This is a genomic window from Stenotrophomonas sp. ZAC14D2_NAIMI4_7, from assembly GCF_003086675.1.
GTDB lineage: Bacteria > Pseudomonadota > Gammaproteobacteria > Xanthomonadales > Xanthomonadaceae > Stenotrophomonas.
In genome coordinates, this window is sequence record NZ_CP025995.1 from 2,475,407 (window position 1) to 2,498,657 (window position 23,251).

Genomic DNA, 23,251 nt, shown 5'->3' on the forward strand with positions numbered 1-23,251 from the left:
CGTGATGCGGAAGATGCTGGTCATTCTCAACGCCCGCGTGCGCGACGCCTCAAGCGGACCGATCCCCGCTTGAGGCACGCCCAGGGCGCACGGCAGCGGCTGCCGGCCGGCAGCCGGCTTTGCCGTGTCTGTCTGCCAGACGGCCAAAATCCCATCCCACAACACAGTTGCTACACGGACGTACTTGCGGCGTCCCCGCACTCCGACACCGCCCCGCCTTCGACAGTTTTATGTGGTCTGTTGGAACGGCTCCTGGGGTCAGACCCGTTTTCCGCAGGAAAACGGATCTGACCCCGGATTCATTTCGATATCTGACAGAAAAATCGTGTCGACCAAGGTCGACACCTACCAACAGCCGCGCGGACAACCATCGCAGCTCCCAACAGCTGCAGGAATCTGTCAGAGGTGGGGAGGTGTCGGAGTGCGGGGTGTCAGCCGCATGGATGCGGCTGCCAAGCCTACACGGACGTACTTGCGGCGTCCCCGCACTCCGACACCGCCCCGCCACCCCACGGATAGCCTGCTTTTGACGTTGACGTTGACGTTGACTTTGCTCGACGCTTCGGCGGGTGCAGGGCGCAGCCCTGCCAACTACAACCACCGCCCCTGCACGACCACGCGTCGTTCAACCGGCACGCCCGCCACCGCCGCCGGACCGTGATCCGCGCGCACCGCCACGAACGTCGCCGGCAGCCCTTCGCCAATGCCGTATTGCGGCAGCCCGATCACCTGCGCGGCATGCGCGGTGACCATGTCCAGCGCCAGATCCAGATCGGCATCGGTGTAGAACCCCGAGCGGTAACCCAGCAGCATCGCCCGCTGCAACAGATCTCCATTGCCGTAAGGCCACCAGCAATCGCGGATGTTGTCGTTGCCAGCAAACACCCGCACCCCGGCATCATGCAGCGCACGCAACGGCGGGAACGGGTGGTCGCCCGGTGCATTGCTCATGATCGCCACGCCCGCCCGGGCCAGCGCCTCGCCCACCTGCAACGCACGCGCCAGCGGTACTTCGCCCAGTGCGTAGGCATGGCTGACCGCCACCCGGCCCTGCAGGCCCGCGGCCTGGGTGCGCGCGGCAATCCGCAGCAACTGCGCCAGTCCGGTTTCGCCCGGCTCATGCAGATGGATGTCCAAGCGCACGGCGTGGCGCTCGGCCAGGCCGAACAACAGGGCAAGCTGTCCTTCCGCATCACCGTCCAGCGTGGTCGGATCGATCCCGCCCAGTACCTGCACGCCAGCGTCCAGGGCCTGCCGCAGCACCTCGGCGGTGCCCGGGCAGGACATCACCCCGGCCTGCGGGAACGCCACCAGCTGGATCTGCATGATGTCCGCGCAGCGCTCGGCGGCCTCGCGTACCGCCTGCAGATGCTGCAGGCCGGTACTGCCATCAATGTCCACATGGCAGCGCATGGCCACGGTGCCGAAGGCACTGCACTGGCGGATCAGCGCCTCGGCACGCTCGACCATGGGCGCGGCCGCGGCGACGGCGGCCTTTTCCACGGCCAGGCGCTCGCGCAGGCTGGCCACCGGCTGGTGCGGGTGCCAGCGGTCACCGACGAAGCTCTTGTCCAGATGGATATGGCCATCGACCAGCCCCGGCAACAGGGTGAAACCGGCCAGATTGACGCTTTCCGCCCCTTCTGCCGGGCCGCCCGCTGCGTTGATCGCATGCAGTTGGCCGTCACGGATGTGGAAGTGCAGCGGCGCTCCGTGGCGGTCCACGCCACCATGAACGAACTGAAGGGTCATGGGTTACTCCACTGGCCAGACAAGGGGCTCATCGTGCGCCCACTCGCTGCCATCAGCCAACGAAATATGGCAATGCCACACATTCACCAGAGCGATGCGTGCCGCTCGTCGCCACGCTGCACACACCCCTGAACAGGTAACATAGCGCTCTGTTCCCGCTGTAGATGCCGCATGGGCCCGTCCGACCGCCACGATCGTCTTCGCCGCTGGCAGGCCGCGTCCCTGTTGGCCGCCGCGCCGATCGCCAGCCTGTCCGCCAGCGATGCCGCGGCCAGCACTACCCCGCCGCCCGCACCGCCCGGCCAGCAGCGCATCGCCGCCGCCGTGTTGGTGGAACGCCTGCACCAGCGGGTACTCAATGGCCAGAGTGCCACGGCCACCCTGGAAAGCTGGTGTGCCGAGCACGGCCTGGCTGAGCAGGCGCGGGTGCGCGCGGTACGCGTGCGAGGCCAGGACAAGGCTGCACCGGCCGATGTGCTGCACGCGCTGGGCGCAACCGATGGCAGCGCCGTGCACTACCGCCGCGTGCAGCTGGTCTGCGGCAGCCGCGTGCTGTCCGAGGCCGATAACTGGTACCTGCCTGCCCGCCTCAGCCCGGCGATGAACCAGGTGCTGGACAGCACCGACGAGCCTTTCGGCCGCGTGGTCGGGCCCCTCGGGTTCCAGCGCCAGACCCTGGCCGACCAGACGTTCTGGCCGCCACGTGGCGAACGCAACCAAGGGGTGATCCTGGAAGTGCGCGCCCTGCTGCGCGACCGCGGGCAGCAGCCTTTCAGCTACGTGATCGAATCCTACGGCGTCGCTGCGTTGCCCTAGCGCACGAGGCGCCTTCACGTGCTTTGCAACGTATTCGATGGTTTCTGCCAAGGCGGCAGGTCACCTTCGAATGCATGTGTACCGAACCCCTGCCCTCGCCCATTCCCGCACTGCACCCGGTACTGCGCCGGCACCTGCTGCATCTGTCCCACGGCGGCGTGATCGTGCGCCCGCTGCACCGCAATGACCTGAACGAGTGGCTGGGTATGTGCGTGACACGGCGCGCGCAGCACGGCTTCAGCTGCCGCCCGGACGCCGATGTACAGCTGCTGATCGGCGTGCAGCGCTCACGCCTGCAGTTCGACAATGATCAATTGCTGCTGGGCGTGTTCGACGCCAGCAGCCGTCGCCTGGTGGATCAACTGGGCGTACGCCTGCAGTCCACCCAGGCGCGCGCCGCCGAACTGTACCCGTTCTGCCAGGGCCCGTGGCGTGGTGCCGAACGCCTGCGCGACACGCTGTACGCGCTGTGCCCGTTCCTGTTCGAACAGGTGGGCCTGCACCGCCTGTATGTCCTGCTGCCGGCGCGGACCCCAGCGGCCATCGCATCGGCCTGGACCGAAGCGGGCTTCGCCCACGAGGGCGTGCTGCGCGGCCAGCACTTCGACGGCCAGCACTGGCAGGATCGCCACCTGCACGCCCTGACCGCGCCGGAATGGCGTCGCCGCCAGGGCGAGGTGGGCTAGCGCACCCGCTCCAGCGCCTGGCCGGCACCGGTCAGTACCGAACAGGCATGGTCCTGCAGTTCCTCGGCGCTGGCCTCGTTGCCGCTGGCCGGATCCAGTCGGGTCGCCAGCAGCACGAAACCGGGCGTGCCCTGCACGTTCTGCCGGCCCGCCACCAGCAGGCTCCACTGGCCGACATCGCCCACACCGCTCAGCTCATGTGCCAGCAGGTTCAGCGGATTGGCGGTCAGTTCGGCACCGGGCAGCAGGCGCGCCTGGTACTGGTGGCCGCGCAAGGGCACAGGCAGCGGCGCCCAGCGGGTTTCCAGCGCAGCGGCCTGCGCGTCCAGCGCCTGCAGTACATCGGCGCGCAGGCAGTCCACATGGATATGCAGCTGGTGCTGCGAACGTCCGTGCGGCGAATTCAGCGCCAGGCTGGCCACTTCACGCGGCAGGGCCTGGCCCAGTGCCCGTTCACTGTGTACGCGCGCCTGCCAGGCCGCGGCGAAATAGTTGGGCACGCCGCGCCGGTACAGCGCCGGGCTTTCAATGCCGCTCACCTTGTCCAGCGGCATGAGCAGGTACTGGTAATCGCCGTGGGTATCCTTCACCAGCACGTCGCGCCGGTCGGCGGCGGTTTCCACCCGCAGGCAGCTTCCCTGCGGCCCCTGCTCGCTCAGGCAGTCGCGCTGGATGACCCGCCACAGCGCATCGGAGTGGGCGGGCGGCGGCGGCGTGCTGGCACAGCCGGCCACGCAGGCAAGGGACAACAGCAGCAACGAACGGGTGAACACAGCGCGATCCGTACAGGCGGGCCGCCATTCTACCGGCTGCCGTCAGCGCATCAGTAGGTGCCGAACGGCACTTCGACCTGCAGCGGCGTACCGGCAGGCAGCAACTGCAGCGTGTAACGGTCCAGCGCGCCTTCCTCATCGGCCTGCGGCAGACGCTGGAACTTCAGTTGGTACTGCGCCTGGCCCCAGCGCACGGTCGTGCCCGCAGCATCCACCGCGGCACCTTCGGGCAGCAGCAGGCCGCCCAGATCGCTGTACGCGCCGGGCACGTCGGCAAAAGAGTAGTCAATCAGCTCGTCTACCCGCTGCATGGCATATACATGCGGCACATAGGGCCGCGCGGCGCTGTGCAGATTGCTCAGATCGGCTACCCAAACCGCAGGCAGGTGGTACTGCTCGCGCAGTGCGTTGACCCCCAGCGATGGGCTGGCCACCTGCAGGCAGCACACCGTGCGCCGGCCCTCCCGGTCCAGAATCGCGAACCGGTCACCGCGTGTGGCCGCCTGCGGCAGCATGGCAAAGGCGAGGTTGCGCTGCGCCGGCTCGTAGCCGGTCTCGGTCTGCAGGTTGCGCCAGGCGCCGAACGGAGCGCCATCGGCCGCGGAAGCCGGGTCGACCTGGGCCTGGGCGAGCGCCGCCGTGCACAGGCACAGCACGCCTGCCAGGATCTGCGCCAGGTGGAGTCTGCCTGCCTTCATCTGCGATCACACGCCTGTCGATACACCGGCCACTATGCAGCGTGGCGCCGCCAGCGGCAATGATCGCATCGCTCCCGGCCGCACGGCGGCGGTGCTATGGTGCAGCCAATCCCCTGCGCAGGAGCGCCCGCATGACCGCCATCCGCCTGTCCCTGCTGCTGCCCGCCTCGGCCCTGCTGCTGTCGGCCTGTGTCAGCACGCCCGGCCCGCAGGTAAGCGGCAGCGGCCACTGCAACGCCAGCGCGCTGGGCTGGGCCGTCGGACAGCCGGCCGACGAAGCCAACATGCGCCGCCTGTCACGCGAGAGCGGCGCCGGCCTGGTCAACCCGATCGGGCCGAACACCATCACCACCAGGGACATCCGCCCCGACCGCCTGCGCGTGTACGTGGACAAGGACAACATCATCACCGCCGCCCGCTGCGAATGACCCCGGGTGTGCCCCACGGCCCGCGCCCCGGCATTTCGTAGAGCCGAGCAAGCTCGACTCTACCCATCCGTGTAACCCGAACAATCTGGCAATGACTGGTCCGACCGATAAGCACCACCCCTGAAGTGGAACACGCGCGCATAGGTACACGCCGGGTCCTGCTCGGTCCGCAGGTCCTTCCTGGTCAGCGGCGCCCTGGCCAACGAATCTCCGTTGCGCGAAACACCGGCCGGAAAACGCGTAGCCACGGTCTGGTAATGCAGCACCGGCATGCCCGTGGCAGCGGCATCCAGCGAAAGCCGTGCCGAGAATCCATAGGTGTCATGGCAGGCCCCGGCGCGGCGCTTCACGTCCTGCTCGCCGAAACAGGCGCGGATCTCCGCCTCGCCCGTCCACGCCAGTCCCAGCACCTCATCGTCGATCTGGATGCCGTCGTCCAGGTGCCGCACGCGTGCCAGCTGCAGGCGCGACGCCTCGGCACCGCCGCCGGAATACATCGTGTTGACCTTGCTGATGCCGCCCACCAGCACATTCTGCCGCGCACGCTGCTGCGGATCGGTTACGGTCTGGTCGGCACCCACGCCCGGCGCCATGCGCACGATCCACGGCCATACGGACAGTTCGCCGTCGGGCGGCAGATCGATGCTCACGTGGTAGGCATGCGGCTCCCGCTCGCCCGCCACTTTCTCGAGAACTTCCAGCACGCTCGGCCGCTCACCGTCCGTAGCGGCCGGCTGCACGCGCACGCACCAAAAGCCATCGCGGGTGCATTCATACAGACCCGAGGAACCGCCGCGTTCGTCCACGCGCAGCACCTGACCCAAGGGCTCCATCACGTTGCCAGCGGCATCGCGCTGCTGCGGCAGTATCGGTCCCTGCGCAGATGCCAGTGCCGGCGCGGACAGCAGCAGCGAAAGCCAAGCGGCTCGCGAAATCATCGTGTGCATCGTCATTCCTGCGCGTCGGCGCGTCCCTGCGGAATGCCGATGATAGTCAATGCCCGCTGCAATCGCAGCCGTCCCACCCGGCCGCCTTGGACGTGTGGCCGATACCGGGATTGTCGGACCCCGGCTGCAGATTGCACGCGCACCTTGACGTTACGGCTGGTAGGCAGTGCGGAGAATTGCTGCGGGCGCGAAGCCATCATCAGTTGGCGACTCCAGGCTCTCACCATTCCAGCTTGCGTGCCTGAGCCACTCGACGGCCTTTTCAGCGAACGTGGCGAAAGTCGGGGCAAGAAGGTACTTGGTATCTTCGTCCGCACCGAAGGCAATCATTTGACCTTGATTGCCCCCCACGTCGGGGTCGAAATCCAATCCCATGTGATTTCCCCCGCCGTCGTGGGTCAGCGGTATCCAGCGTGCATTCGTGTACATCGGCTTCACCGCACCTGCGGGACTCGACTCCATGAATTCGGCGCAGCTTTCGTTCATGCCGTCGGCCTCAACCTCACGCCAACCTCGCCACTGCTGCAGGATTTCCGCGACCGAGAGCATCTGATTTCCAAACAGAATGCCAAAGCCATCCTGTCCGTTGTGAATCATCAACAACTGCCTTAGCAGATCTGGCAGCGCGACTCCAAGCTGAGCCTCCAGTTCAACCAGTTCGGCCTCAGAAGCTCCCGGCCGTAACTGCATCTCATCCAGGCAAGCTTTTTCCAGAAGCGGCTCCTTGATCGACGCCCATATTTGATCTGCACTCTGCATTGGTTCCGTATCCGTGTCAGCCAGTACCTCAGGCTAGTGCCACGCCAATCATTAGGGAATGCAACACGTCCTAATTTTCGACCAATGCGCGCCTAATGCCCGCTGCAATCGCAGCCGCCCCACCCCGCCACTTTGGACGTGTGGCCGATACCGGGGTTGAACGTGTTGCTCGGGTCCAGCTGCCGGTAGAAGCCGGCCAGCGCCGGCTTGGCCGGGTACAGATGGCCCACGTTGTGCTCGGCGGGATATTCCGCGCCGCGCTTGTCCAGCAGCGCCCACATCGCATGTTCGATCGCCATCGGGTCCTCGCCCTTGCGCGCGATGTAGTCCTGGTGGAAGACGTGGCACAGGAAGTGGCCGTAATAGAGCTTGTGCAGCAGCCGCCCGTCGATATCCTCCGGCAGGGTTTCGAACCACTCGGCATCATCCCGGCGCAGCGCGATATCCAGCGCCACGATGTCCTGCACCTGCGCGCGATGCACTTCGCGGTAGCGCACCGCGGCACCGGCCACGGCGAACCGGTGCAGGAAGGCCTTGCGCCCTTCCTCCGCCGTGCAGTGGAAGAAACCACCCTCATGGATGGCGAAGCACTCGCGCAGCCAGCGCTCGGTCTCAGCAGCATCCTGCGCCGATACCTTCAGCAGCAGGTGATGCTCGTAGCGCTGGCGGAACTCGCCCATGCGCGGCGGCAGGTGCGAGGGCAGCAGCGCGGTCAACGCCTGCATCACCCGGTCGGTCACGCCGCGCAGCCCGACGCGCTCGAACCAGCCGTCAACGCGGCTCTTCAATGCGAATGCAGCCGGCACACGGGCAGTGCCCAGGCGGTCGATCAGCAGGAAGGTGTCCTTGCCGTAGCGCTCGCCGATGTCGTACGCATCGCGGTGGATGTACTCACCGGCAATCGGCAGCCGCTCGAAGCCGGTCAGCAGCTGGCGGCGGATGGCGGTGAGCGTGGCGGTGCGGTTGCTGCCGATGTAGAACACTTCGGCCGCTTCCTTCTCGAACGTGTCCAGACGCACGGCGAAGACCGCCAGCTTGCCCGCAGAACCTGCCGCTTCGAAATGGCGGCCGGGGTCGGCATTGAAGCGTGCCGGGGTATCGGCATCGACCTGGCGCACGTCTTCGCCGTAGCGCTGGTCGGACGCGGCGCGGCCATCGCCATCGCCCACGTCGGCCGCACTGTACTGGCCGTCCTGCAGGCGCTGCAGGATCTGCTCCGGTGTATCACCCAGGGCGATACCCAAGTGGTTGATCAGTTGCAGCCGGCCCTGCGCATCGACCTGCGCGTACAGCGCCAGCTCGGTATAGGCCGGGCCACGGCGCACCAGCGCGCCCCCGGAATTGTTGCAGACCCCGCCCAGCACGGAAGCACCAATGCAGGACGAACCGATCACCGAGTGCGGTTCGCGGCCCAGCGGCGCCAACGTCTGCTCAAGTCGGTCCAGGGTGGCACCGGGCAGGCACAGCACCTGGCGGCCTTCGTTCAACAGCTGGATGCCGGTCAACCGCAGCGTGCTGACCAGCACGATCGGGCGCCCATAGTCGTTGCCATCCGGGGTCGATCCACCGGTCAGGCCGGTGTTGGCCGCCTGCAGGATGATCGCCGCGCCGCCCTGCACCGCGGCCTGCAGCACGTGCCACAGTTCCAGCAGCGTACCGGGGCGCACCACCGCCAGCACCGGGCCTTCACCGAAGCGGTAGCCGCGGCGGAAACGGCGGGTGGCCTTGTCACCGGTCAGTACATGGCGGCGGCCAACCGCCTGGCGCAGCTGCTGCAGCACGGCGTCATCGCCGCTCACGGCAGGCTCACCAGCGAATCGCGGCCGATATCGGCAATGCGGCGCGCACCGGTCAACGTCATCGCCACCTGCATTTCCTTGGCGATCAGGTCCAGCAGGTTGGCAACCCCTGCCTCGCCTTGCGCCGCCAGTGCGTAGACGAAGGCGCGCCCCAGCAGCACCGTATCGGCGCCCAGCGCCAGCATGCGCACCACGTCCAGGCCATTGCGGATGCCCGAATCGGCCAGGATTTTCAGATCGCCCTGCACCGCATCGGCAATGGCCGGCAGCGCCCGCGCGGTGGACAGCACACCATCGAGCTGGCGGCCACCGTGGTTGGACACCACGATGCCATCGGCGCCGAACTTGGCCGCATCACGCGCGTCATCCGGATCAAGGATGCCCTTGATCACCATCGGCCCCTTCCAGAACTCGCGGATCCATTCCAGGTCCTTCCAGGAAATGGACGGATCGAAGTTGCTGCCCAGCCAACCGATGTAGTCCGCCAGTCCGGTCGGATGGCCGCGGTATGCGGAAATATTGCCCAGGTCGTGCGGTCGACCGGACAGGCCCACATCCCATGCCCAACGCGGATGGGTGATGGCCTGGCCGATGCGGCGCAGCGACGCATTGGGGCCGCTCATGCCCGAGTGCGCGTCACGATAGCGCGCGCCGGGCACCGGCATGTCCACGGTGAACACCAGGGTGGTCACGCCGGCGGCCTGCGCCCGCTCCAGCGCATTGCGCATGAAGCCGCGGTCGCGCAGCACGTACAGCTGGAACCACATCGGGCGCTGGATGGCCGGTGCCACTTCCTCGATCGGGCACACCGATACCGTGGACAAGGTGAACGGAATACCGCGACTGTCGGCCGCGCGTGCCGCCTGCACTTCGCCGCGGCGTGCGTACATGCCGGTCAGGCCGACCGGAGCCAGCGCCACCGGCATCGCCAGTTTCTCGCCGAACAGCTCGGTTTCCAGGCTCAGGTCGGACATGTTGCGCAGGATGCGCTGGCGCAGCGCGATGTCGGACAGATCGGAAACGTTGCGCTTCAGTGTGTGCTCGGCATACGCGCCGCCATCGATGTAATGGAACAGGAACGGCGGCAGCCGGCGTTGCGCTGCGGCACGGTAATCGGTGGAGGCGGAAATGATCATGGAGTCAACCGGAAGGAGTCAGCCGTGCGGGGACGGCAGGCGCGAGGCCCGTGCACGCCGGGCTTCGTTGTCATCGAGCGTACGCAGCGTGGTGTGCACGAATTCAAGGTGGGCATGCGCGGCCGCGCGCGCACGCTCGGGATCCCCGGCCAGCACTGCATCCATCATTTCGCGATGCTGGTCGGACAGGGGCGAGAAAGTCCGGGCCGAGGTGTACAGCTTCTCGCGGCTCTGCGAGATGTTGGTCTGCAGCAGTTCGAACAGGCCACGCATCACCTGCAGCAGCACCAGGTTGTGCGACGCCTCGGCAATGGACAGATGGAACGCGGCATCGGCCTGCGCTTCACCGGCAGGGTCATCCTTGCCATGCGCGTCCATCATGGTCTGGAACGCGGCGGCGATGCGCCTGCGGTCCTCATCGGTCGCGCGCAATGCGGCGTGCCAGGCCGTGGCACCCTCCAGTGCGTGGCGGATTTCCAGCACGTCGAAGCGGTATTCCGGGTCGCCCTGGAACAGCGGCAGGTACGGCGCCAGCGGTTCATCCAGCGCCTGCCGGGCGCGTGCGGCCGGTGCGGCCACGTAGGTACCGCCGCCCACCCGTGCGGTCAGCAGGCCCTGGCTGGCCAGCTGTGCAATGGCCTCGCGCAGCGCCGTGCGCGATACGCCCAGCTGCACTGCCAGGGCGCGCTCGGCCGGCAGCCGGTCGCCCGGCTGCAGCTGCTGTTCCTGCACCAGCGCGCGCAGCTGCGCGGCCACCTTGTCCGAAACCCGTTGCATGGTCATGGCGCCATTGTCACCCGAACCGCACGAGGCTGGAGAAGCAGAGCGGCCATGGCTCAGGGAATCATCCAGGTCAGCCAGTAGGCCTGGGCCAGGGTGATCAGGCCGACCATCGTGGTGAAGATCAGACTGTGCTTGACGGTAAAGCGGAACAGGTCCGATTCCTTGCCGGCCAGGCCCACCGCCGCACAGGCAATGGCGATGGACTGCGGGGAAATCATCTTGCCGGTCACCCCGCCGGTGGTGTTGGCCGCCACCAACAGCACATCGGACACGCCGATCTGCTGCGCGGTGGTGGCCTGCAAGGCAGAGAACAGCGCGTTGGAGGACGTGTCCGAACCGGTCAGGAACACGCCCAGCCAGCCCAGGAACGGCGAGAAGAACGGGAAGGCATCGCCAGTGTGGGCAAGTGCCAATGCCAGGGTGGCCGACAGCCCGGAGTAATTGGCGATGAAGGCAAAGGCCAGCACCATGCCGATGGAATAGATCGGCACGCGCAGCTCGCGCACGGTTTCGCCGAAGGTCTGCAGCGCGGCCTTGGCCGGCATGCGCAGGGCGATGATGGCGATCACCGCGGCCAGGATGATGGCAGTACCAGTGGCCGAGAACCAATCAAACTTGTAGATCGCCTCGTAGCTGAGCGGCGCCGGCACGATCGGCGGCATCTTCTGCACCATCTGGTCCAGGCCCGGCACCGGGATTTTCAGCACCCAACCCTGCAGCGCACCGCCAGTGGCGAACAACGCCTTGAACGGCTTGATGCTCCACAGCGTGACCATCGCCGTGAGGATCAGGAACGGCGACCATGCCTTGGCAATCTGGCCGACGCTGTGGCGCGGTGCCTCCAGCGCCTGCGCCGCGGCCTGCGCACTGGTTTCGGTATCGAAACGGAAGATGCGCACCGGCTTCCAGCGGCGCAGGAACAGGGTCAGGCAGACCAGCGAGGTCAGCGAGGCGGTGATGTCCGGCAGCTCCGGGCCAATGAAGTTGGAGGTCAGGTACTGGGCGATGGCGAACGAGCCACCGGCCACCAGCACCGCCGGCCAGGTTTCCTTGATGCCACGCCAGCCATCCATGATCGCCATGATCCAGAACAGCACGATGATGGTCAGGAACGGCAGCTGGCGCCCGGCCATCTGGCCGATCTCGAACGCGTCAAGTCCGGTCACCTGCCCGGCGACGATGATCGGAATGCCCATGGCACCGAACGCCACCGGTGCGGTGTTCACGATCAGGCACAGGCCAGCCGCATACAGCGGCTTGAAGCCCAGGCCGACCAGCAGCGCGGCGGTGATCGCCACGGGCGCGCCGAAACCGGCAGCGCCTTCCAGGAAGGCACCGAAGGCGAAGCCCACCATCAGCATCTGCAGGCGCTGGTCTTCGGTGACCGACAGGATCGAGGCGCGGATGATGTCGAACTGACCGGTCTTGACCGAAACCTTGTACAGGAACACCGCTCCGATGATGATCCAGGCGATCGGCCACAACCCGTAGACGAAGCCATAGCCGGCCGCGCCCAGCGCCTGCGCCAGCGGCATACGGTAGAACAGCAGGGCTACGCCGAGCGCGATGGCCACGGTGAGGGTGCCGGCCAGCCAGCCCTTCATGCGCAGCACGGCCAGGGCGACGAAGAAGAAGGCGATCGGCAGCAGCGCGATCAGGCTGGACAACCACAGGTTGCCAGCGGGGTCGTACAGGTGTTGCCAGGGCTGCATGGAAAATCTCGGCGTTGACGGGAAACCCACCGCAGTGGGGCGGTCCGTGGCGCGCGAGTATTGGTCGTACCAGTTCTCGCAATAAACGCGCCACTCGTGGCGGATTGAACCGCCATTTCCGCAAGACGCCTATTAGACCATAGCGTTAGTTTCGGTTTATTGGTATGACCATTAGGAGAAAGGGTCAGAGCCCCTGCGGGGATCTGACCCTTGATTGTCGCGGGGTCGGATCCCCGCAGGGGCTCCGACCCCAGCCCGGCACTCACAGCTTCTTCTCCACACGCCGTATCACCGCCAGCACCAGCAGGCACAGCACGCTCACCCCCATCGCGATCACGTACTTGCCAATGCCCACGGCAATGCCGATGGCGGCGGCCATCACAAGAGAACTGGCGGTCGTCAGCCCACTGACCTGGTCTTCGCGGTTGCCGCGCAGGATGGTGCCGGCGGCAACGAATCCCACGCAGGCCACTACGGCCTCGATCAGGCGCACCGGATCGACCTGCAGCAGGTCCCGGTAGCGCTCCTGCTGGAAATGCTCGGCCACCGAATCGCCCAGGCCGACGATCAGCGCCGCCGCACCCGCAATCAGCATGTGTGTGCGCAGGCCCGCGGCATGTTTGCCCATCTCGCGCTCGACGCCCAGCACGCCGCCAAACAGCATGGCGGCGGCAACGCGCAACAGGATGGATACGTCCTGGGTAATTTCCATCGGCAGGCTCCGGGATTTTCCCGGAGCGTCGCGCGCCGCGCGTGGCACCACAGTGAAGGCGCCCGCACGGCCGGTTCACCCGGTAGCGGAACCGCACCTCAGCGCATTACTGCGCCAGGTAACCGCCATCGATCGCGTAATAGGTACCCGTCGCGAACGAGGCGTCATTGCTGGCCAGCCAGGCCACCAGCGCCGCCACCTCGTCCGGCTTGCCCAGCCGCTTCAGGGCATGCTTGGCTTCCAGCGTGGCACGCGCATTGGCATCCATCTTGTCCAGCAGCGGCGTGGCAATGAAGCCCGGACCGACGGCGTTGATGCGGATGCCATCGGCGGCATGTTCCCATGCCGCAGTCTGGGTCAGGCCCACCACGCCGTGCTTGGCCGCCACGTACGCGGTGGAACCGGCAAAGCCCACCTGGCCCAGGATCGAGGCCATGTTGATGATGCTGCCGCCCTTGCCCGCCGCGCGCATTGCCTGGATCTGCGCACGCTGGCACAGGAACACGCTGGTCAGGTTCACATCCACAACGCGCTTCCAGCCATCAACCGGGTAATCGCCGCTGCTGGCCGCTGGGCCGCCAATACCGGCATTGTTCACCGCCACATGCAGCCCGCCCAGTTCGCTCACCGTGCGCTGCACGGCCGCTTCCACCGCCGCCTCGTCGGTCACGTCCAGCGCGATGCCGATCGCTTCGGCACCCTTGGCCTTCAAGGCCTGTACGGTCGCATCCACGGCGTCCTGCTTCAGGTCCCACACCGAAATGCGTGCGCCCGATGCAGCCAGCAGCTCGGCCACGGCCAGGCCGATGCCGGAAACACCGCCGGTAACGATGGCGGTCTTTCCGCCCAGCTGATAATCGATCATCTGTGTACTCCACGTGTTGGCAATCGATGCGGGCCTGCCCGCCTGCTCTCGAATCTACGCCGCAACGTGTTACGGAAACGGCACGCGGCGCACCGGCGCCACGCAACGATCCTTCCCATCGCTGCAACGCGCAGCGCCCTATGCTCATGCACACCTCCCCTGCAGTGCATGGACCCCCGATGAGTGCCGAATCCCGCGTACTGTTCACGCCCACCCGCCTGGGTGATATCGCCGTTGCCAACCGCATCGCCATGGCCCCGCTTACGCGCAACCGCGCCCTGCCCGATCGCGTACCGTCGCCGCTGGCAGTCACCTACTACCAGCAGCGGGCCAGCGCCGGCCTGATCATTGCCGAAGCCACCCAGATCAGCCCGCTTGGCCAAGGCTACCTGGACACCCCGGGGATCTACAGCGCCGAACAGGTTGCGGCCTGGAAATCCATTACCGATGCCGTGCATGCAGAAGGCGGTCGCATCGTGCTGCAGTTGTGGCATGTGGGCCGCATTTCCCACACCAGCCTGCTGCCCGATGGTGAAGTACCGGTGGCACCCAGCGCGATCCGCGCCAATGGCAAGACCTTCACCGCCAATGGCTTCGAGGATGTGTCCGCGCCACGTGCGTTGGCCATCGAGGAAATCCCGGCGCTGGTCGAGGACTACCGCATCGCTGCACGCAACGCGATTGCCGCGGGCTTCGACGGCGTGGAAGTACACGCCGCCAACGGCTACCTGATCGACCAGTTCCTGCGCGATGGCAGCAACCACCGCAGCGATGCCTACGGTGGCAGCATCGAGAACCGCACGCGCCTGCTGTTTGAAGTGGTCAGCGCGGTAGCCGAAGCCATCGGCCCGGCCCGCACCGGCGTGCGCCTGTCGCCGGTCACGCCGGTCAACGATGCCCACGACAGCAATCCGCAGCCGCTGTTCAACCGCGCGGTGGAACGCTTGGACGGCATCGACGGACTGGCCTTCATCCACGTGATCGAAGGCGCAACCGGGGGTGACCGGGACAACATTGCGTTCGACTACGCTGCGCTGCGTGCCCGCTTCCGCGGCCCGTGGATTGCCAACAACGGCTATGACCTGGACAGCGCCGCGCACGCCGTCGGCAGCGGCTACGCCGACATGGTCGCCTTCGGTCGCGCGTTCATCGCCAACCCCGATCTGGTTGCACGCCTGCGCAGTGGCGCGGCCCTGGCCGAACTGGACCCGGACACGCTGTACGGGGGCGGCGAACACGGCTACACCGATTACCCCGCCTTGAGCGCGTAAGCGCCGCATCCGCCGGGCATGGCCCGGCGCTACCGGATCCCTGCGACCACTCCATCCGCCGGGCATGGCCCGGCGCTACCGCCTGCTCTGGTAGGCGTCGACCTTGGTCGACACGCGTTGGACGCCATCACAGTCCAGCATGCCCGGCGTCACCCCGCCACCCTCAATACACCGGCAGATCGATGTAACTGGCCTGCGCGGCGCTGTGCCAGACCCGCTGTGTGGCCTTCTGGTAATCGTCCGGCTTGGCCAGGTAGATGTTCGGCACGTAAGTCTGCGGATTGCGGTCATACAGCGGGAACAGGCTGGACTGCACCTGCACCATCACCCGGTGCCCTTTCTGGAAGGTGTGGTTGGCATTGGGCAGGTCGAAGCGATACGGCAGCACCTGGTCGGCGGCCAGCGGCTTGGCCTCGCTGAAGCTTTCGCGGTAGCGGCCGCGGAAGATCGCCAACGACACCGGCAGCTCGTAGCCTCCCATCTCCGGCGTCGATGCTTCCTGGTCTGGATACACATCGATCAGCTTCACCACCCAGTCGCTGTCGGTGCCACTGGTGGACGCCTGCAGGTGCACCACCGGCGTACCGCCAATGCGCAGCGGTTCGCTCAAGGGTTCAGTGATGAAGGTCAGCACATCGGGCCGACCATCCACGAAGCGCTGGTCCTTCACCAGCCAGGTGGTCCACATGTCACGGTCGCCGAAACGCACCGGGCGCGGCACGAACGGCACCGGCTTGGCCGGGTCGGACACGTACTCCTCGTAGTCACCCTCGCCTGCCGCCGGCGCCTGGAAGGCCAGCTTGCCGCCGGCACGCAGGTACAACGGCTTGCTGGCCGCCGTGCAGTTCTTTTCGCAGCTGCGTGGCCAGCCCTGCAGGCGGTCCCAGTGGTTTTCACCGGTGTTGTAGATCAGCACCGGCGGCGTGTCGGCCTTCGCCGCGCCGTCCACCAGATACTGGTCGAAGAACGGCTTGAGCACATCGCGGCGGAACTGCAGGGCGGTATCGCCATCGAACTTCAGGGCGCCCAGCGAGTCACCGGTGTAGTTCACCTGGCTGTGCCGCCACGGGCCCATCACCAGGTAGTTGTGGGTATTGCCGGTGTCGCGCCCTTCCATCGCCTGGTAGGCATGGTTGGCGCCCCACATGTCTTCCTGGTCCCACAGGCCCTGCAGCCACATGGTCGGCACCTTCAGCGGCGTCTTCGCCATCACCGCATCCAGCGCCTGGCCCTGCCAGAAGGCATCGTAGGACGGGTGCTGCACCAGCTTTTTCCACCAGTTCAGCTGGTCCACGCCGGTAAAGCGCGCGTAGTCACCGGCCGACCCGATGCGCAGGAAGGTGCTGTAGTCGTCGTAGCCCAGGCTGGGCAGCGGCGTGCCCTTGCCGCGCTTCTCGGTCTGCATGGCGAAGTAATTGAAGTTGACCTGGCGGAACGCACCGTAATTGAGCCAGTCGTCGCCCATCCAGCCATCGACCATCGGGCTTTCCGGTGCGGCAACCTTCAGCGCCGGATGCGGGTCGGTCAAGGCCATCACCACGGTGAAGCCTTCATACGACGAGCCCAGCATGCCTACCTTGCCGTTGGTCTCCGGCACGTGCTTGACCAGCCAGTCGATCGTGTCCCACGCGTCGGTGGAATGGTCGACCTTGGTGTTGTTCAGCGGCCCACGCAACGGCCGGGTCATCACGTAATCGCCTTCGGAACCGTACTTGCCGCGGATGTCCTGGAACACGCGGATGTAGCCGCCGTCGACAAACACCTCGTCGCCCTGCGGGAGCAGGTCACGCATGCGCGGCGAATCGCTGCGGTTGGCGCGGCCGGCCGCGTCGTAGGGCGTGCGGGTCAGCAGGATCGGTGCGTTGTGCGCGCCCTTGGGCACCACGATCACGGTGTACAGACGGGTGCCGTCGCGCATGGGCACCATCACCACACGCTTGTCGTAGTCGCGGCCGATATCCGGTGCAACGAACGGCTTGCCACTGATGTCCGGGGTCATCGGCGGGGTATCGGCAGCCAGCACGGTGCTGGACAGGCCAAGGGCGATCGCTACAGCAACGGCACGCACATGCATGGAAACCCCTCCCGACAGGAAAGTCCCAAGCCTACTCCTGCCCAGCCCGGTGAGGTGTGTGCAGGCTTTGCGTTCTGCGCTCTTTGGGGGCAGGACTGATGGCACATGCCAACCGGGGCGGCGCTGACCGCCGGACGGTAGTGCGGGCCGCTGGCCGGCGCTACCGATCAGGCGGTTGCCACTTCATGCAGCGCCAACCAGCGCCAACGCCCCTGCTCCTGCCGCAGCACCGCCAGCGATTCCCGCCATGCGGTCGCCCCATCGCCCACTGCATGCCCCTCGCGATAGCGCAGCACGGCCAGCGGTGACGGCGCTTCAATCATCTGCACGGCGTCGATGTCGATGCGCAGACCAGTGCGGGCCCCATGCCCACCCGCGAACAAGGCCTGCACCGCCTGCCGATCCAGCCGCCGCCCGGCAATGCCGACCATGCTGAAGTCCGCGCAGAAATGCGCCATCAGATCATCGAGTGCGTCGGCGCCGACTTCGGCGCGAAACCAGGCTTGAAGCTTATCGTGCAGTTCGTGGATTTCATGTTCAGCAGTGCGGTGCATCAGGCATTCTCCGGTTGCGCAAGTGTCAGGGGCTGCGAGCGGCGCAACAGCGCCATCGGCAGCAGGGTCAGGACAGCGGCCAGGCCCAGCGCCACGCCGGTGGCCCGCGCCGGCAACCACTGCATGGCCAGGGCCAGCAGCAGCGCGATGGCGGCGGTGCCAAGGCAGAAGCTGAGCTGTCGGTTGAGATTCCACAGCGCGCTGGCATCACCCAGTGCCTCGGCCTCCACACCATGGAACGCCAGCGTCTGCGCGGTGCTGCTGCACAGGCTGCCGCCCGCCCCCATCAGCGCGAACAGCAGCGCCGCCAGCGCGAACGAAGGCTGCGGCAGCAGGGCCATCAGCAGCAGACCCGAGGCCTGCAACAGCATCCCGCCGCGCAGCACCGCCGCAGGCCCGAAACGCGCCAGCAGGCGACGGCTGGCGGTGATGGCCAGTGCCGAGGCCAGCGCCCAAGGCAGCATCAGCGCGCCGATGCGTGCGGCGCTGTAACCGGCCTGGTGCAGCTGCAACGTGCTGGCCAGCTGGCTGCCGATGAACACGCCCGGCACGGCCAGGTACACCAGCATCGCCAGCCGCAGCCCGCGATGCGACAGCAGCGACCAGCGTAGCAGCGGCTGTGCCTGCCGGCGCGCGTGGCGCAGGTGGGCGGTCGCCAGCAGCAGCGCCAGCAGCAGCAGAAACGCGCCGGCAATCCGGTGGCCGGGCTCGCCCAGCCAGGTCAGTGCCAGCAGCAGCACGCCCAACGCGCTCATCGCCGTGGCCAGCGCATAGGCCTGCAGGTGCGGCGCGGTGCGTTCACCATCGGCCGGCATCCAGGCCATCACCAGGCCCATCGCCGCCAGTGCCAGCGGCAGGCTGGCCCATAGCACGCCGCGCCAGGACAGCCACTGCACCAGCAGCCCACCCAACGCCGGCGCCAGCGCCGGTACCAGCAAGGCCACCAACAGGATGCGGCGGGTCAGTGCCCCGCGCTGGTCCGGCGTGCACTGCCGGTAGGCTGCCGCCTGGGCGACCGGGATCAGCAGTCCACCGGCCAGTCCCTGCAGCAGCCGCCAGCCGAGCAGCCAGCCGATGCCCGGCGCCGCACCGGCCAAGGCCGCCGCCATCGCGAACAGCAGCAGCGCCACCAGCAGCAGGCGTCGCTCGCCACAGCGCGCGGCCAGCCACGGTGCCAACGGAATCACCACGCTCAGGCCCAGCATGTAGGCCGTGCCGACCCAGGCCAGCAGGCCGACATCGGCATGCAGCTCGGCCGCCAGCGCCGGGTAGGCCACCGTGGCGATGAACATGTTCACCAGGTCCAGGGCGAACACCAGCAGGAAGATCGCCTCATGGCGCTGGCGGGGGGACGGCATCGGCGGCGCTCCAGCAGGGAAGCGGCCAGCATGCCTTTCGATGGCTGTTGGAAAAACAAGACAGCAACTGCAACACTGTCAAATCTGTTTTGACAATGAATCGCCATGGTCAGCCTGGATCGCTTCGACATCTTCCGCGCCGTGGTCGAGGCCGGCAGCCTTACCGCGGCCGCCGACCGCCTTGGTCTCAGCCGCGCGGTGGTCAGTTTCAACCTGAAGCGGCTTGAGCAGGAACTGGGGGTGACCCTGCTGCTGCGAAGTACCCGCCACCTGGCCCTGACCGAGGCCGGCGAACAGTTCCTGCAGCATTGCGTGCAGGCACTGGATGCGGCGCAGGCGGCCATCGATGCCGCGCGCCGCGACCAGCATCAGCTGCAGGGCACGCTGCGCCTGACCACCACGCCGGAGTACGCGCAGCTGCGGCTGATCCCGGCGTTGGAGGCATTCCGAGCGCGGCACCCGGCGCTGCAGCTTCATCTGTCCACGTCGCCGGCACCGGCCGACCTGATTCCCGAGCGTTTCGACGTGGCCATCCGCCTTGGCCGCCTGCCGGATTCAGGCCTGCACGCCAGCGAACTGGAACGCCATCCGCTGTGCGCGGTGGCCGCACCGTCGCTGCTGGCGCGCCTGCCCTCTGCCGACGCAGCGGATGACCCGGTGCAGCTGGGCACCCTGCCCCGCCTCGGCTATCCGCGCCTGGCCGATGTGCCGGTGGTGGCGCCGGACGGTAGCGACGCGTTGTTTGCCACCAATCCTGGCAATGCCGTGGTGCGCGTGGACGGCGCCAGCAGCCTGCGCGCCTTCGCCCTGGCCGGTGCAGGCGTCACCGTGCTGCCGCGCTGGCTGATCGAGGACGACCTGGCCCACGACCGCCTGCGGCCGGTACTGCGCCAGCACCGCTTCCCGCAGCAGAGCGTCTATGCCGTCTACCCGCACAGCACGCAGCCCTCGCCGAAAGTGCGCCACCTGATCGATTTCCTGCGCGGGTGGTTCACCGGCACGCCCGGCGGATGATGGCGTCCGCCGGGGATGCCGTGGCCGGGTAGCGCCGGGCCATGCCCGGCGAACCCAACACCTCCCACAAACAAACACGGCCCCTTGCGGGGCCGTGTCTTCAAGCATCCATCACCTGCGGAATCAGCGCAGCACCTGCTCCACCAGCTGCACGTCCACGCTCTGCAGCGGTTCGGCTGCGTTGCGCGACAGCTGCACCTGGTAGGTGCCGCCGTCGATCTTCCACTGGCGGGCCTGCGCATCGTAATGCGCCAGCGTCTTCGGCTCGGCTTCGATGCGGATACGGCGCTGTTCGCCCGGCTGCAGGTTCACCTTGTCGTAGCCGATCAGGCGGATCGGCGTGGTGCTGCCGGCCGGCAGCTTCAGGTACAGCTGGGCCACGTCGGCACCGGCGCGCTTGCCGGTATTGCGGATGTCCACGCTGGCGACCAAGCGCGAACCTTCCACGCTCACCTTCAGGTTTTCATAGGCAAACGAGGTGTAGGACAGACCATGACCGAAGGCGAAGGTCGGGGTCAGGCCCTTGGCCGCCATCCACTTGTAGCCCACGTTGGCGCCTTCGATATCGAAATCGAACACATCGCCGAACGGCTTGGCCGGCTTGAAACCGAGGCCATCCACGTGCGGGCGCGGCAGCTGCGATTCGTCCACCACCCAGGTCACCGGCAGGCGGCCCGACGGATTCACCTGGCCGGTCAGCAGCGCGGCAATGCCTTCGCCACCACGGATGCCGGGGTACCAGGCCTGCAGCATGGCCGGAACCTGCGCCAGCCACGGCGTGCGCACCGGGCCATTGGTTTCCAGCACCAGCACGGTCTTCGGGTTGGCCTTGGCCACCGCGGAAATCAGTGCGTCCTGGTTGTCAGGCAGCTTCATGTCCGGCAGGTCGACCGATTCGGCCGCCCACTGGGTGGCGAACACGATGGCCACGTCCGCCTGCGCGGCAGCCTTGGCGGCCGCAGCGGCATTGCTGCCGTCCACATATTCGATGGTGGCGTCCGGACGTGCTGCACGCAGCGATTCCAGCGGCGAGGACGGATGGAACATCACCGGGCCCGGCCACGTCGTGGGCAGCACGCCCGGCACCGCATTGGTGCCCTTGGCGGTCACACCCACCATCGACGAACCACCACCACCGATCACGCCCTTGTCGGCATGGCCGCCAATGATGACGATGCGCTTCACGCTGTCGGCCAGCGGCAGCAGGTTGCCTTCATTGCGCAGCAGCACGCTGCCCTCTTCCACCGTGCGCTGGGCCACGGCGAAGCCGGCTTCGGCATCGACCTTCTGGTGCTGCGGCGGGTTGTCGAAGTTGCCGTGCAGGAACATCGTGCGCAGGATCCGCGCCACCATGTCGTTCAGGCGCGCCTGCGGCACCACGCCGCCGTGCACGGCCAGGCGCAGCGGTTCATCGAAGAACACCGCCGCATCGAACACTTCACCGGCCGATTGCTGGTCCAGGCCGGCCAGCGCCGCCTTCGAACCGCTGTGCACGCCGCCCCAGTCGGACATCACGAAACCGGGGAACTTCCACTCCTGCTTCAGCACCTGGTTCATCAGGTAGCCGTTCTCGCAGCCGTAGGTACCGTTGATCTTGTTGTAGGAGCACATCGCCACGCCCGGGCGACCGGCTTCCAGCGCGATCTCGAAGGCCAGCAGGTCCGACTCGTGCATGGCCTGTTCGCCGATGCGCACGTCGTGGAAGTTGCGGCGGGTCTCCATGTCGTTCAGCGCGAAGTGCTTCATCGACGAAATCACGTGCTGGCTCTGCACGCCCTGGATCAGTGCGCCCACCATCGAACCGGCCAGCAGGGGGTCTTCACCGGCGTATTCGAAGTTGCGGCCGTTGCGCGGGTCACGCTGCAGGTTGACGCTGCCCGAAAGCAGGATGTTGAAGCGCTGCTGCCAGGCTTCTCGGCCCATGGTCGCGCCACCGGCGAAGGCGACTTCGCGGTTCCAGCTGGAGGCGGTGGACGGGCCCGACGGCATGGCCGTGGCGAAATCGCCCGGTCGGATGCCACCCGGGTTGGTCACGCCCACGCCGGCGTCGGCCGACTGCTGCGCCGGAATGCCCAGGCGCGGCACCGCCGGCACGAAACCGGCCGAACCCACCGCGCCTTCCGGCAGCGGACCGCCATCCTTGCCCAGCCCGAAATAGCTGTGCAGCATCTGGAACTTCTCGTCCTCGGTCATCGCCTTCAGCAGCAGCGCAGCGCGCGCATCGGCGTTGAGGCTGGCGTCCATCCACGGGCGCTCACCGCCCTTGTCGGCCGCATAGGCCAGGGTCAGCAGGGTTGCCTGCAGGCCACTGCCATCGATCTTGAACGGTGCGCTGCTGGCCGCCTGGAAACCATCGCTGAAGTAGCTGGCGTCGGCTTCCAGGGCCACGCGCGAGGGGTCGAAACCGGCCGCTTTGGCCGATTCACCGGCCACCGCGCCCAGCAGCACCGCCGGTGCGCCCAGCCGCGAACGCGACACCAGCGCCGGCAGACGTGCGGCGCCGGCACCGGCGTCGGTGTAGACGGCCACGGTGTGGCGGCCGTCATCCAGGCGCAGGTAGTTCAGGCCCGGCTGGTCCGGGCCGCTTTCAGCGGCAATCGGCAGACGGGTCAGCACGGCCTGGCCGTGCTGGGTCTGGCCATCGTCCTGGCCGGCGGCAATGAAGCGGTAGTCGTAGCCCAGGCCATCGGCCAGCAGCTGCAACGGATCGACCTGGCCGATACCGCGCTGCACCTGGCGCACGCTCACTGCGTCCACCTGCAGGGTCTTCAGCTGCGCCACCAGGGCCGGCATGGCATCCGGCGCGGGCGCCTGGTCCAGGGTCAGCACGGTGAAGGCGTCCGGGGCGGCCCAAGCCGGAGCGGCCAATGCGGCAGACAGGGCAAGGGACAGGGCAAGCGGCTTTGTAAACGTTTTCATCGGCAGGCGTAATTCCGTTGCCAAGGCAATCGGTCCAGGGAAAGTGCCGCCGAAGGGTGCAGCGTCATGCCGCGCAAGCGTTGCCGGGCAACAACCTGCAGGCCAAAGGACGGGCCGGTCTGCGCGCGGGACCCTCCTCCCGGCGTGACAACCTGCCTGCCCGGGCCGCACACGGCGACCCATCATGTGAAGATT

At 67.2% G+C, this 23,251-nt stretch carries 20 protein-coding genes; 5 read left to right on the forward strand and 15 right to left on the reverse strand.

The genetic code is table 11. From position 1 onward, the window contains the following. Positions 1-591: 591 nt before the first annotated feature. Positions 592-1,752 (reverse strand): amidohydrolase family protein, encoded by a 1,161-nt coding sequence (locus tag C1922_RS11380; protein ID WP_108749857.1) that lies wholly within the window; start codon positions 1,750-1,752, stop codon positions 592-594. A gap of 171 nt (positions 1,753-1,923) precedes the next feature. On the opposite strand from C1922_RS11380, the gene C1922_RS11385 reads away from it, so the two are divergent. Both C1922_RS11385 and C1922_RS11390 read left to right on the forward strand, forming a co-directional pair. Next, positions 1,924-2,568, forward strand: coding sequence for a hypothetical protein (locus C1922_RS11385; protein WP_108749858.1), 645 nt, complete (start codon positions 1,924-1,926; stop codon positions 2,566-2,568). A gap of 74 nt (positions 2,569-2,642) precedes the next feature. After that, positions 2,643-3,254, forward strand: a complete 612-nt coding sequence (locus C1922_RS11390) for a GNAT family protein (protein WP_108749859.1) — start codon at positions 2,643-2,645, stop codon at positions 3,252-3,254. Here the strand turns inward: C1922_RS11390 and C1922_RS11395 are convergent. Next, positions 3,251-4,027, reverse strand: coding sequence for a CDP-diacylglycerol diphosphatase (locus C1922_RS11395; RefSeq protein WP_108749860.1), 777 nt, complete (start codon positions 4,025-4,027; stop codon positions 3,251-3,253). The two genes, C1922_RS11390 and C1922_RS11395, sit on opposite strands and share 4 nt — an antisense overlap. A 50-nt stretch (positions 4,028-4,077) precedes the next feature. Next, entirely contained in the window at positions 4,078-4,725 is a 648-nt protein-coding gene (locus C1922_RS11400) for a decarboxylase (RefSeq protein WP_108749861.1), read from the reverse strand. 131 nt (positions 4,726-4,856) lie between these two features. On the opposite strand from C1922_RS11400, the gene C1922_RS11405 reads away from it, so the two are divergent. Beyond that, positions 4,857-5,153 (forward strand): I78 family peptidase inhibitor, encoded by a 297-nt coding sequence (locus tag C1922_RS11405; RefSeq protein ID WP_108749862.1) that lies wholly within the window; start codon positions 4,857-4,859, stop codon positions 5,151-5,153. A 59-nt stretch (positions 5,154-5,212) separates the two neighbouring features. Here C1922_RS11405 and C1922_RS11410 read toward each other — a convergent pair whose 3' ends face one another. The 8 genes from C1922_RS11410 to C1922_RS11445 form a co-directional block, all read right to left on the reverse strand. Beyond that, positions 5,213-6,100 carry a hypothetical protein gene (locus tag C1922_RS11410; protein WP_108749863.1) on the reverse strand — a complete coding sequence of 296 codons (888 nt, stop codon included), beginning with the start codon at positions 6,098-6,100 and terminating at the stop codon, positions 5,213-5,215. A 150-nt stretch (positions 6,101-6,250) separates the two neighbouring features. Then, positions 6,251-6,859, reverse strand: coding sequence for an SMI1/KNR4 family protein (locus C1922_RS11415; RefSeq protein WP_108749864.1), 609 nt, complete (start codon positions 6,857-6,859; stop codon positions 6,251-6,253). Between the two features lie 92 nt (positions 6,860-6,951). Further along, positions 6,952-8,658, reverse strand: coding sequence for a D-lactate dehydrogenase (gene dld, locus C1922_RS11420; RefSeq protein WP_108749865.1), 1,707 nt, complete (start codon positions 8,656-8,658; stop codon positions 6,952-6,954). After that, a complete protein-coding gene (lldD, locus tag C1922_RS11425; RefSeq protein WP_108749866.1) occupies positions 8,655-9,794 on the reverse strand; it encodes an FMN-dependent L-lactate dehydrogenase LldD in 1,140 nt (379 codons plus the stop codon). The genes dld and lldD overlap by 4 nt, the downstream gene beginning before the upstream one ends. Before the next feature lie 18 nt (positions 9,795-9,812). Beyond that, entirely contained in the window at positions 9,813-10,577 is a 765-nt protein-coding gene (lldR, locus tag C1922_RS11430) for a transcriptional regulator LldR (RefSeq protein WP_108749867.1), read from the reverse strand. Between the two features lie 53 nt (positions 10,578-10,630). Further along, complete coding sequence (lldP, locus tag C1922_RS11435) at positions 10,631-12,289, reverse strand: L-lactate permease (RefSeq protein WP_108749868.1); 1,659 nt, start codon at positions 12,287-12,289, stop codon at positions 10,631-10,633. A 262-nt stretch (positions 12,290-12,551) separates the two neighbouring features. Continuing rightward, on the reverse strand, positions 12,552-13,001 hold the full coding sequence (locus C1922_RS11440; RefSeq protein ID WP_108749869.1) for an MgtC/SapB family protein: 450 nt from the start codon (positions 12,999-13,001) through the stop codon (positions 12,552-12,554). Between the two features lie 106 nt (positions 13,002-13,107). Continuing rightward, positions 13,108-13,866 (reverse strand): SDR family NAD(P)-dependent oxidoreductase, encoded by a 759-nt coding sequence (locus C1922_RS11445; RefSeq protein ID WP_108749870.1) that lies wholly within the window; start codon positions 13,864-13,866, stop codon positions 13,108-13,110. A gap of 179 nt (positions 13,867-14,045) precedes the next feature. Between C1922_RS11445 and C1922_RS11450 the strand changes: the two genes are divergently transcribed. After that, a complete protein-coding gene (locus tag C1922_RS11450) occupies positions 14,046-15,137 on the forward strand; it encodes an alkene reductase (RefSeq protein WP_108749871.1) in 1,092 nt (363 codons plus the stop codon). Between the two features lie 163 nt (positions 15,138-15,300). On the opposite strand, the gene C1922_RS11455 is transcribed toward C1922_RS11450, so the two are convergent. The 3 genes from C1922_RS11455 to C1922_RS11465 form a co-directional block, all read right to left on the reverse strand. Then, a complete protein-coding gene (locus C1922_RS11455; RefSeq protein ID WP_108749872.1) occupies positions 15,301-17,211 on the reverse strand; it encodes a CocE/NonD family hydrolase in 1,911 nt (636 codons plus the stop codon). Positions 17,212-17,378: 167 nt separating this feature from the next. Continuing rightward, the gene (locus C1922_RS11460) at positions 17,379-17,765 is read right to left on the reverse strand and encodes a DUF4440 domain-containing protein (RefSeq protein ID WP_108749873.1); all 387 of its coding nucleotides are present in this window, start codon (positions 17,763-17,765) and stop codon (positions 17,379-17,381) included. Continuing rightward, positions 17,765-19,123 carry an MFS transporter gene (locus tag C1922_RS11465; RefSeq protein WP_108749874.1) on the reverse strand — a complete coding sequence of 453 codons (1,359 nt, stop codon included), beginning with the start codon at positions 19,121-19,123 and terminating at the stop codon, positions 17,765-17,767. The genes C1922_RS11460 and C1922_RS11465 overlap by 1 nt, the downstream gene beginning before the upstream one ends. A gap of 105 nt (positions 19,124-19,228) precedes the next feature. Here C1922_RS11465 and C1922_RS11470 point away from each other — a divergent pair, with 105 nt between their 5' ends. Then, the gene (locus C1922_RS11470; protein ID WP_108749875.1) at positions 19,229-20,137 is read left to right on the forward strand and encodes a LysR family transcriptional regulator; all 909 of its coding nucleotides are present in this window, start codon (positions 19,229-19,231) and stop codon (positions 20,135-20,137) included. 123 nt (positions 20,138-20,260) lie between these two features. Here C1922_RS11470 and C1922_RS11475 read toward each other — a convergent pair whose 3' ends face one another. Beyond that, the gene (locus C1922_RS11475; protein WP_108749876.1) at positions 20,261-23,056 is read right to left on the reverse strand and encodes a glycoside hydrolase family 3 C-terminal domain-containing protein; all 2,796 of its coding nucleotides are present in this window, start codon (positions 23,054-23,056) and stop codon (positions 20,261-20,263) included. Positions 23,057-23,251 lie beyond the last annotated feature (195 nt).

Coding starts and splice junctions, on each gene's coding strand:
- C1922_RS11380 (WP_108749857.1), bottom strand. CDS start 1,752: ATGACCCTTCAGTTCGTTCATGGTGGCGTGGACCGCCACGGAGCGCCG.
- C1922_RS11385 (WP_108749858.1), top strand. CDS start 1,924: ATGGGCCCGTCCGACCGCCACGATCGTCTTCGCCGCTGGCAGGCCGCG.
- C1922_RS11390 (WP_108749859.1), top strand. CDS start 2,643: ATGTGTACCGAACCCCTGCCCTCGCCCATTCCCGCACTGCACCCGGTA.
- C1922_RS11400 (WP_108749861.1), bottom strand. CDS start 4,725: ATGAAGGCAGGCAGACTCCACCTGGCGCAGATCCTGGCAGGCGTGCTG.
- C1922_RS11405 (WP_108749862.1), top strand. CDS start 4,857: ATGACCGCCATCCGCCTGTCCCTGCTGCTGCCCGCCTCGGCCCTGCTG.
- C1922_RS11410 (WP_108749863.1), bottom strand. CDS start 6,100: ATGCACACGATGATTTCGCGAGCCGCTTGGCTTTCGCTGCTGCTGTCC.
- C1922_RS11415 (WP_108749864.1), bottom strand. CDS start 6,859: ATGCAGAGTGCAGATCAAATATGGGCGTCGATCAAGGAGCCGCTTCTG.
- lldD (WP_108749866.1), bottom strand. CDS start 9,794: ATGATCATTTCCGCCTCCACCGATTACCGTGCCGCAGCGCAACGCCGG.
- lldR (WP_108749867.1), bottom strand. CDS start 10,577: ATGACCATGCAACGGGTTTCGGACAAGGTGGCCGCGCAGCTGCGCGCG.
- lldP (WP_108749868.1), bottom strand. CDS start 12,289: ATGCAGCCCTGGCAACACCTGTACGACCCCGCTGGCAACCTGTGGTTG.
- C1922_RS11440 (WP_108749869.1), bottom strand. CDS start 13,001: ATGGAAATTACCCAGGACGTATCCATCCTGTTGCGCGTTGCCGCCGCC.
- C1922_RS11445 (WP_108749870.1), bottom strand. CDS start 13,866: ATGATCGATTATCAGCTGGGCGGAAAGACCGCCATCGTTACCGGCGGT.
- C1922_RS11450 (WP_108749871.1), top strand. CDS start 14,046: ATGAGTGCCGAATCCCGCGTACTGTTCACGCCCACCCGCCTGGGTGAT.
- C1922_RS11455 (WP_108749872.1), bottom strand. CDS start 17,211: ATGCATGTGCGTGCCGTTGCTGTAGCGATCGCCCTTGGCCTGTCCAGC.
- C1922_RS11460 (WP_108749873.1), bottom strand. CDS start 17,765: ATGCACCGCACTGCTGAACATGAAATCCACGAACTGCACGATAAGCTT.
- C1922_RS11465 (WP_108749874.1), bottom strand. CDS start 19,123: ATGCCGTCCCCCCGCCAGCGCCATGAGGCGATCTTCCTGCTGGTGTTC.
- C1922_RS11470 (WP_108749875.1), top strand. CDS start 19,229: ATGGTCAGCCTGGATCGCTTCGACATCTTCCGCGCCGTGGTCGAGGCC.
- C1922_RS11475 (WP_108749876.1), bottom strand. CDS start 23,056: ATGAAAACGTTTACAAAGCCGCTTGCCCTGTCCCTTGCCCTGTCTGCC.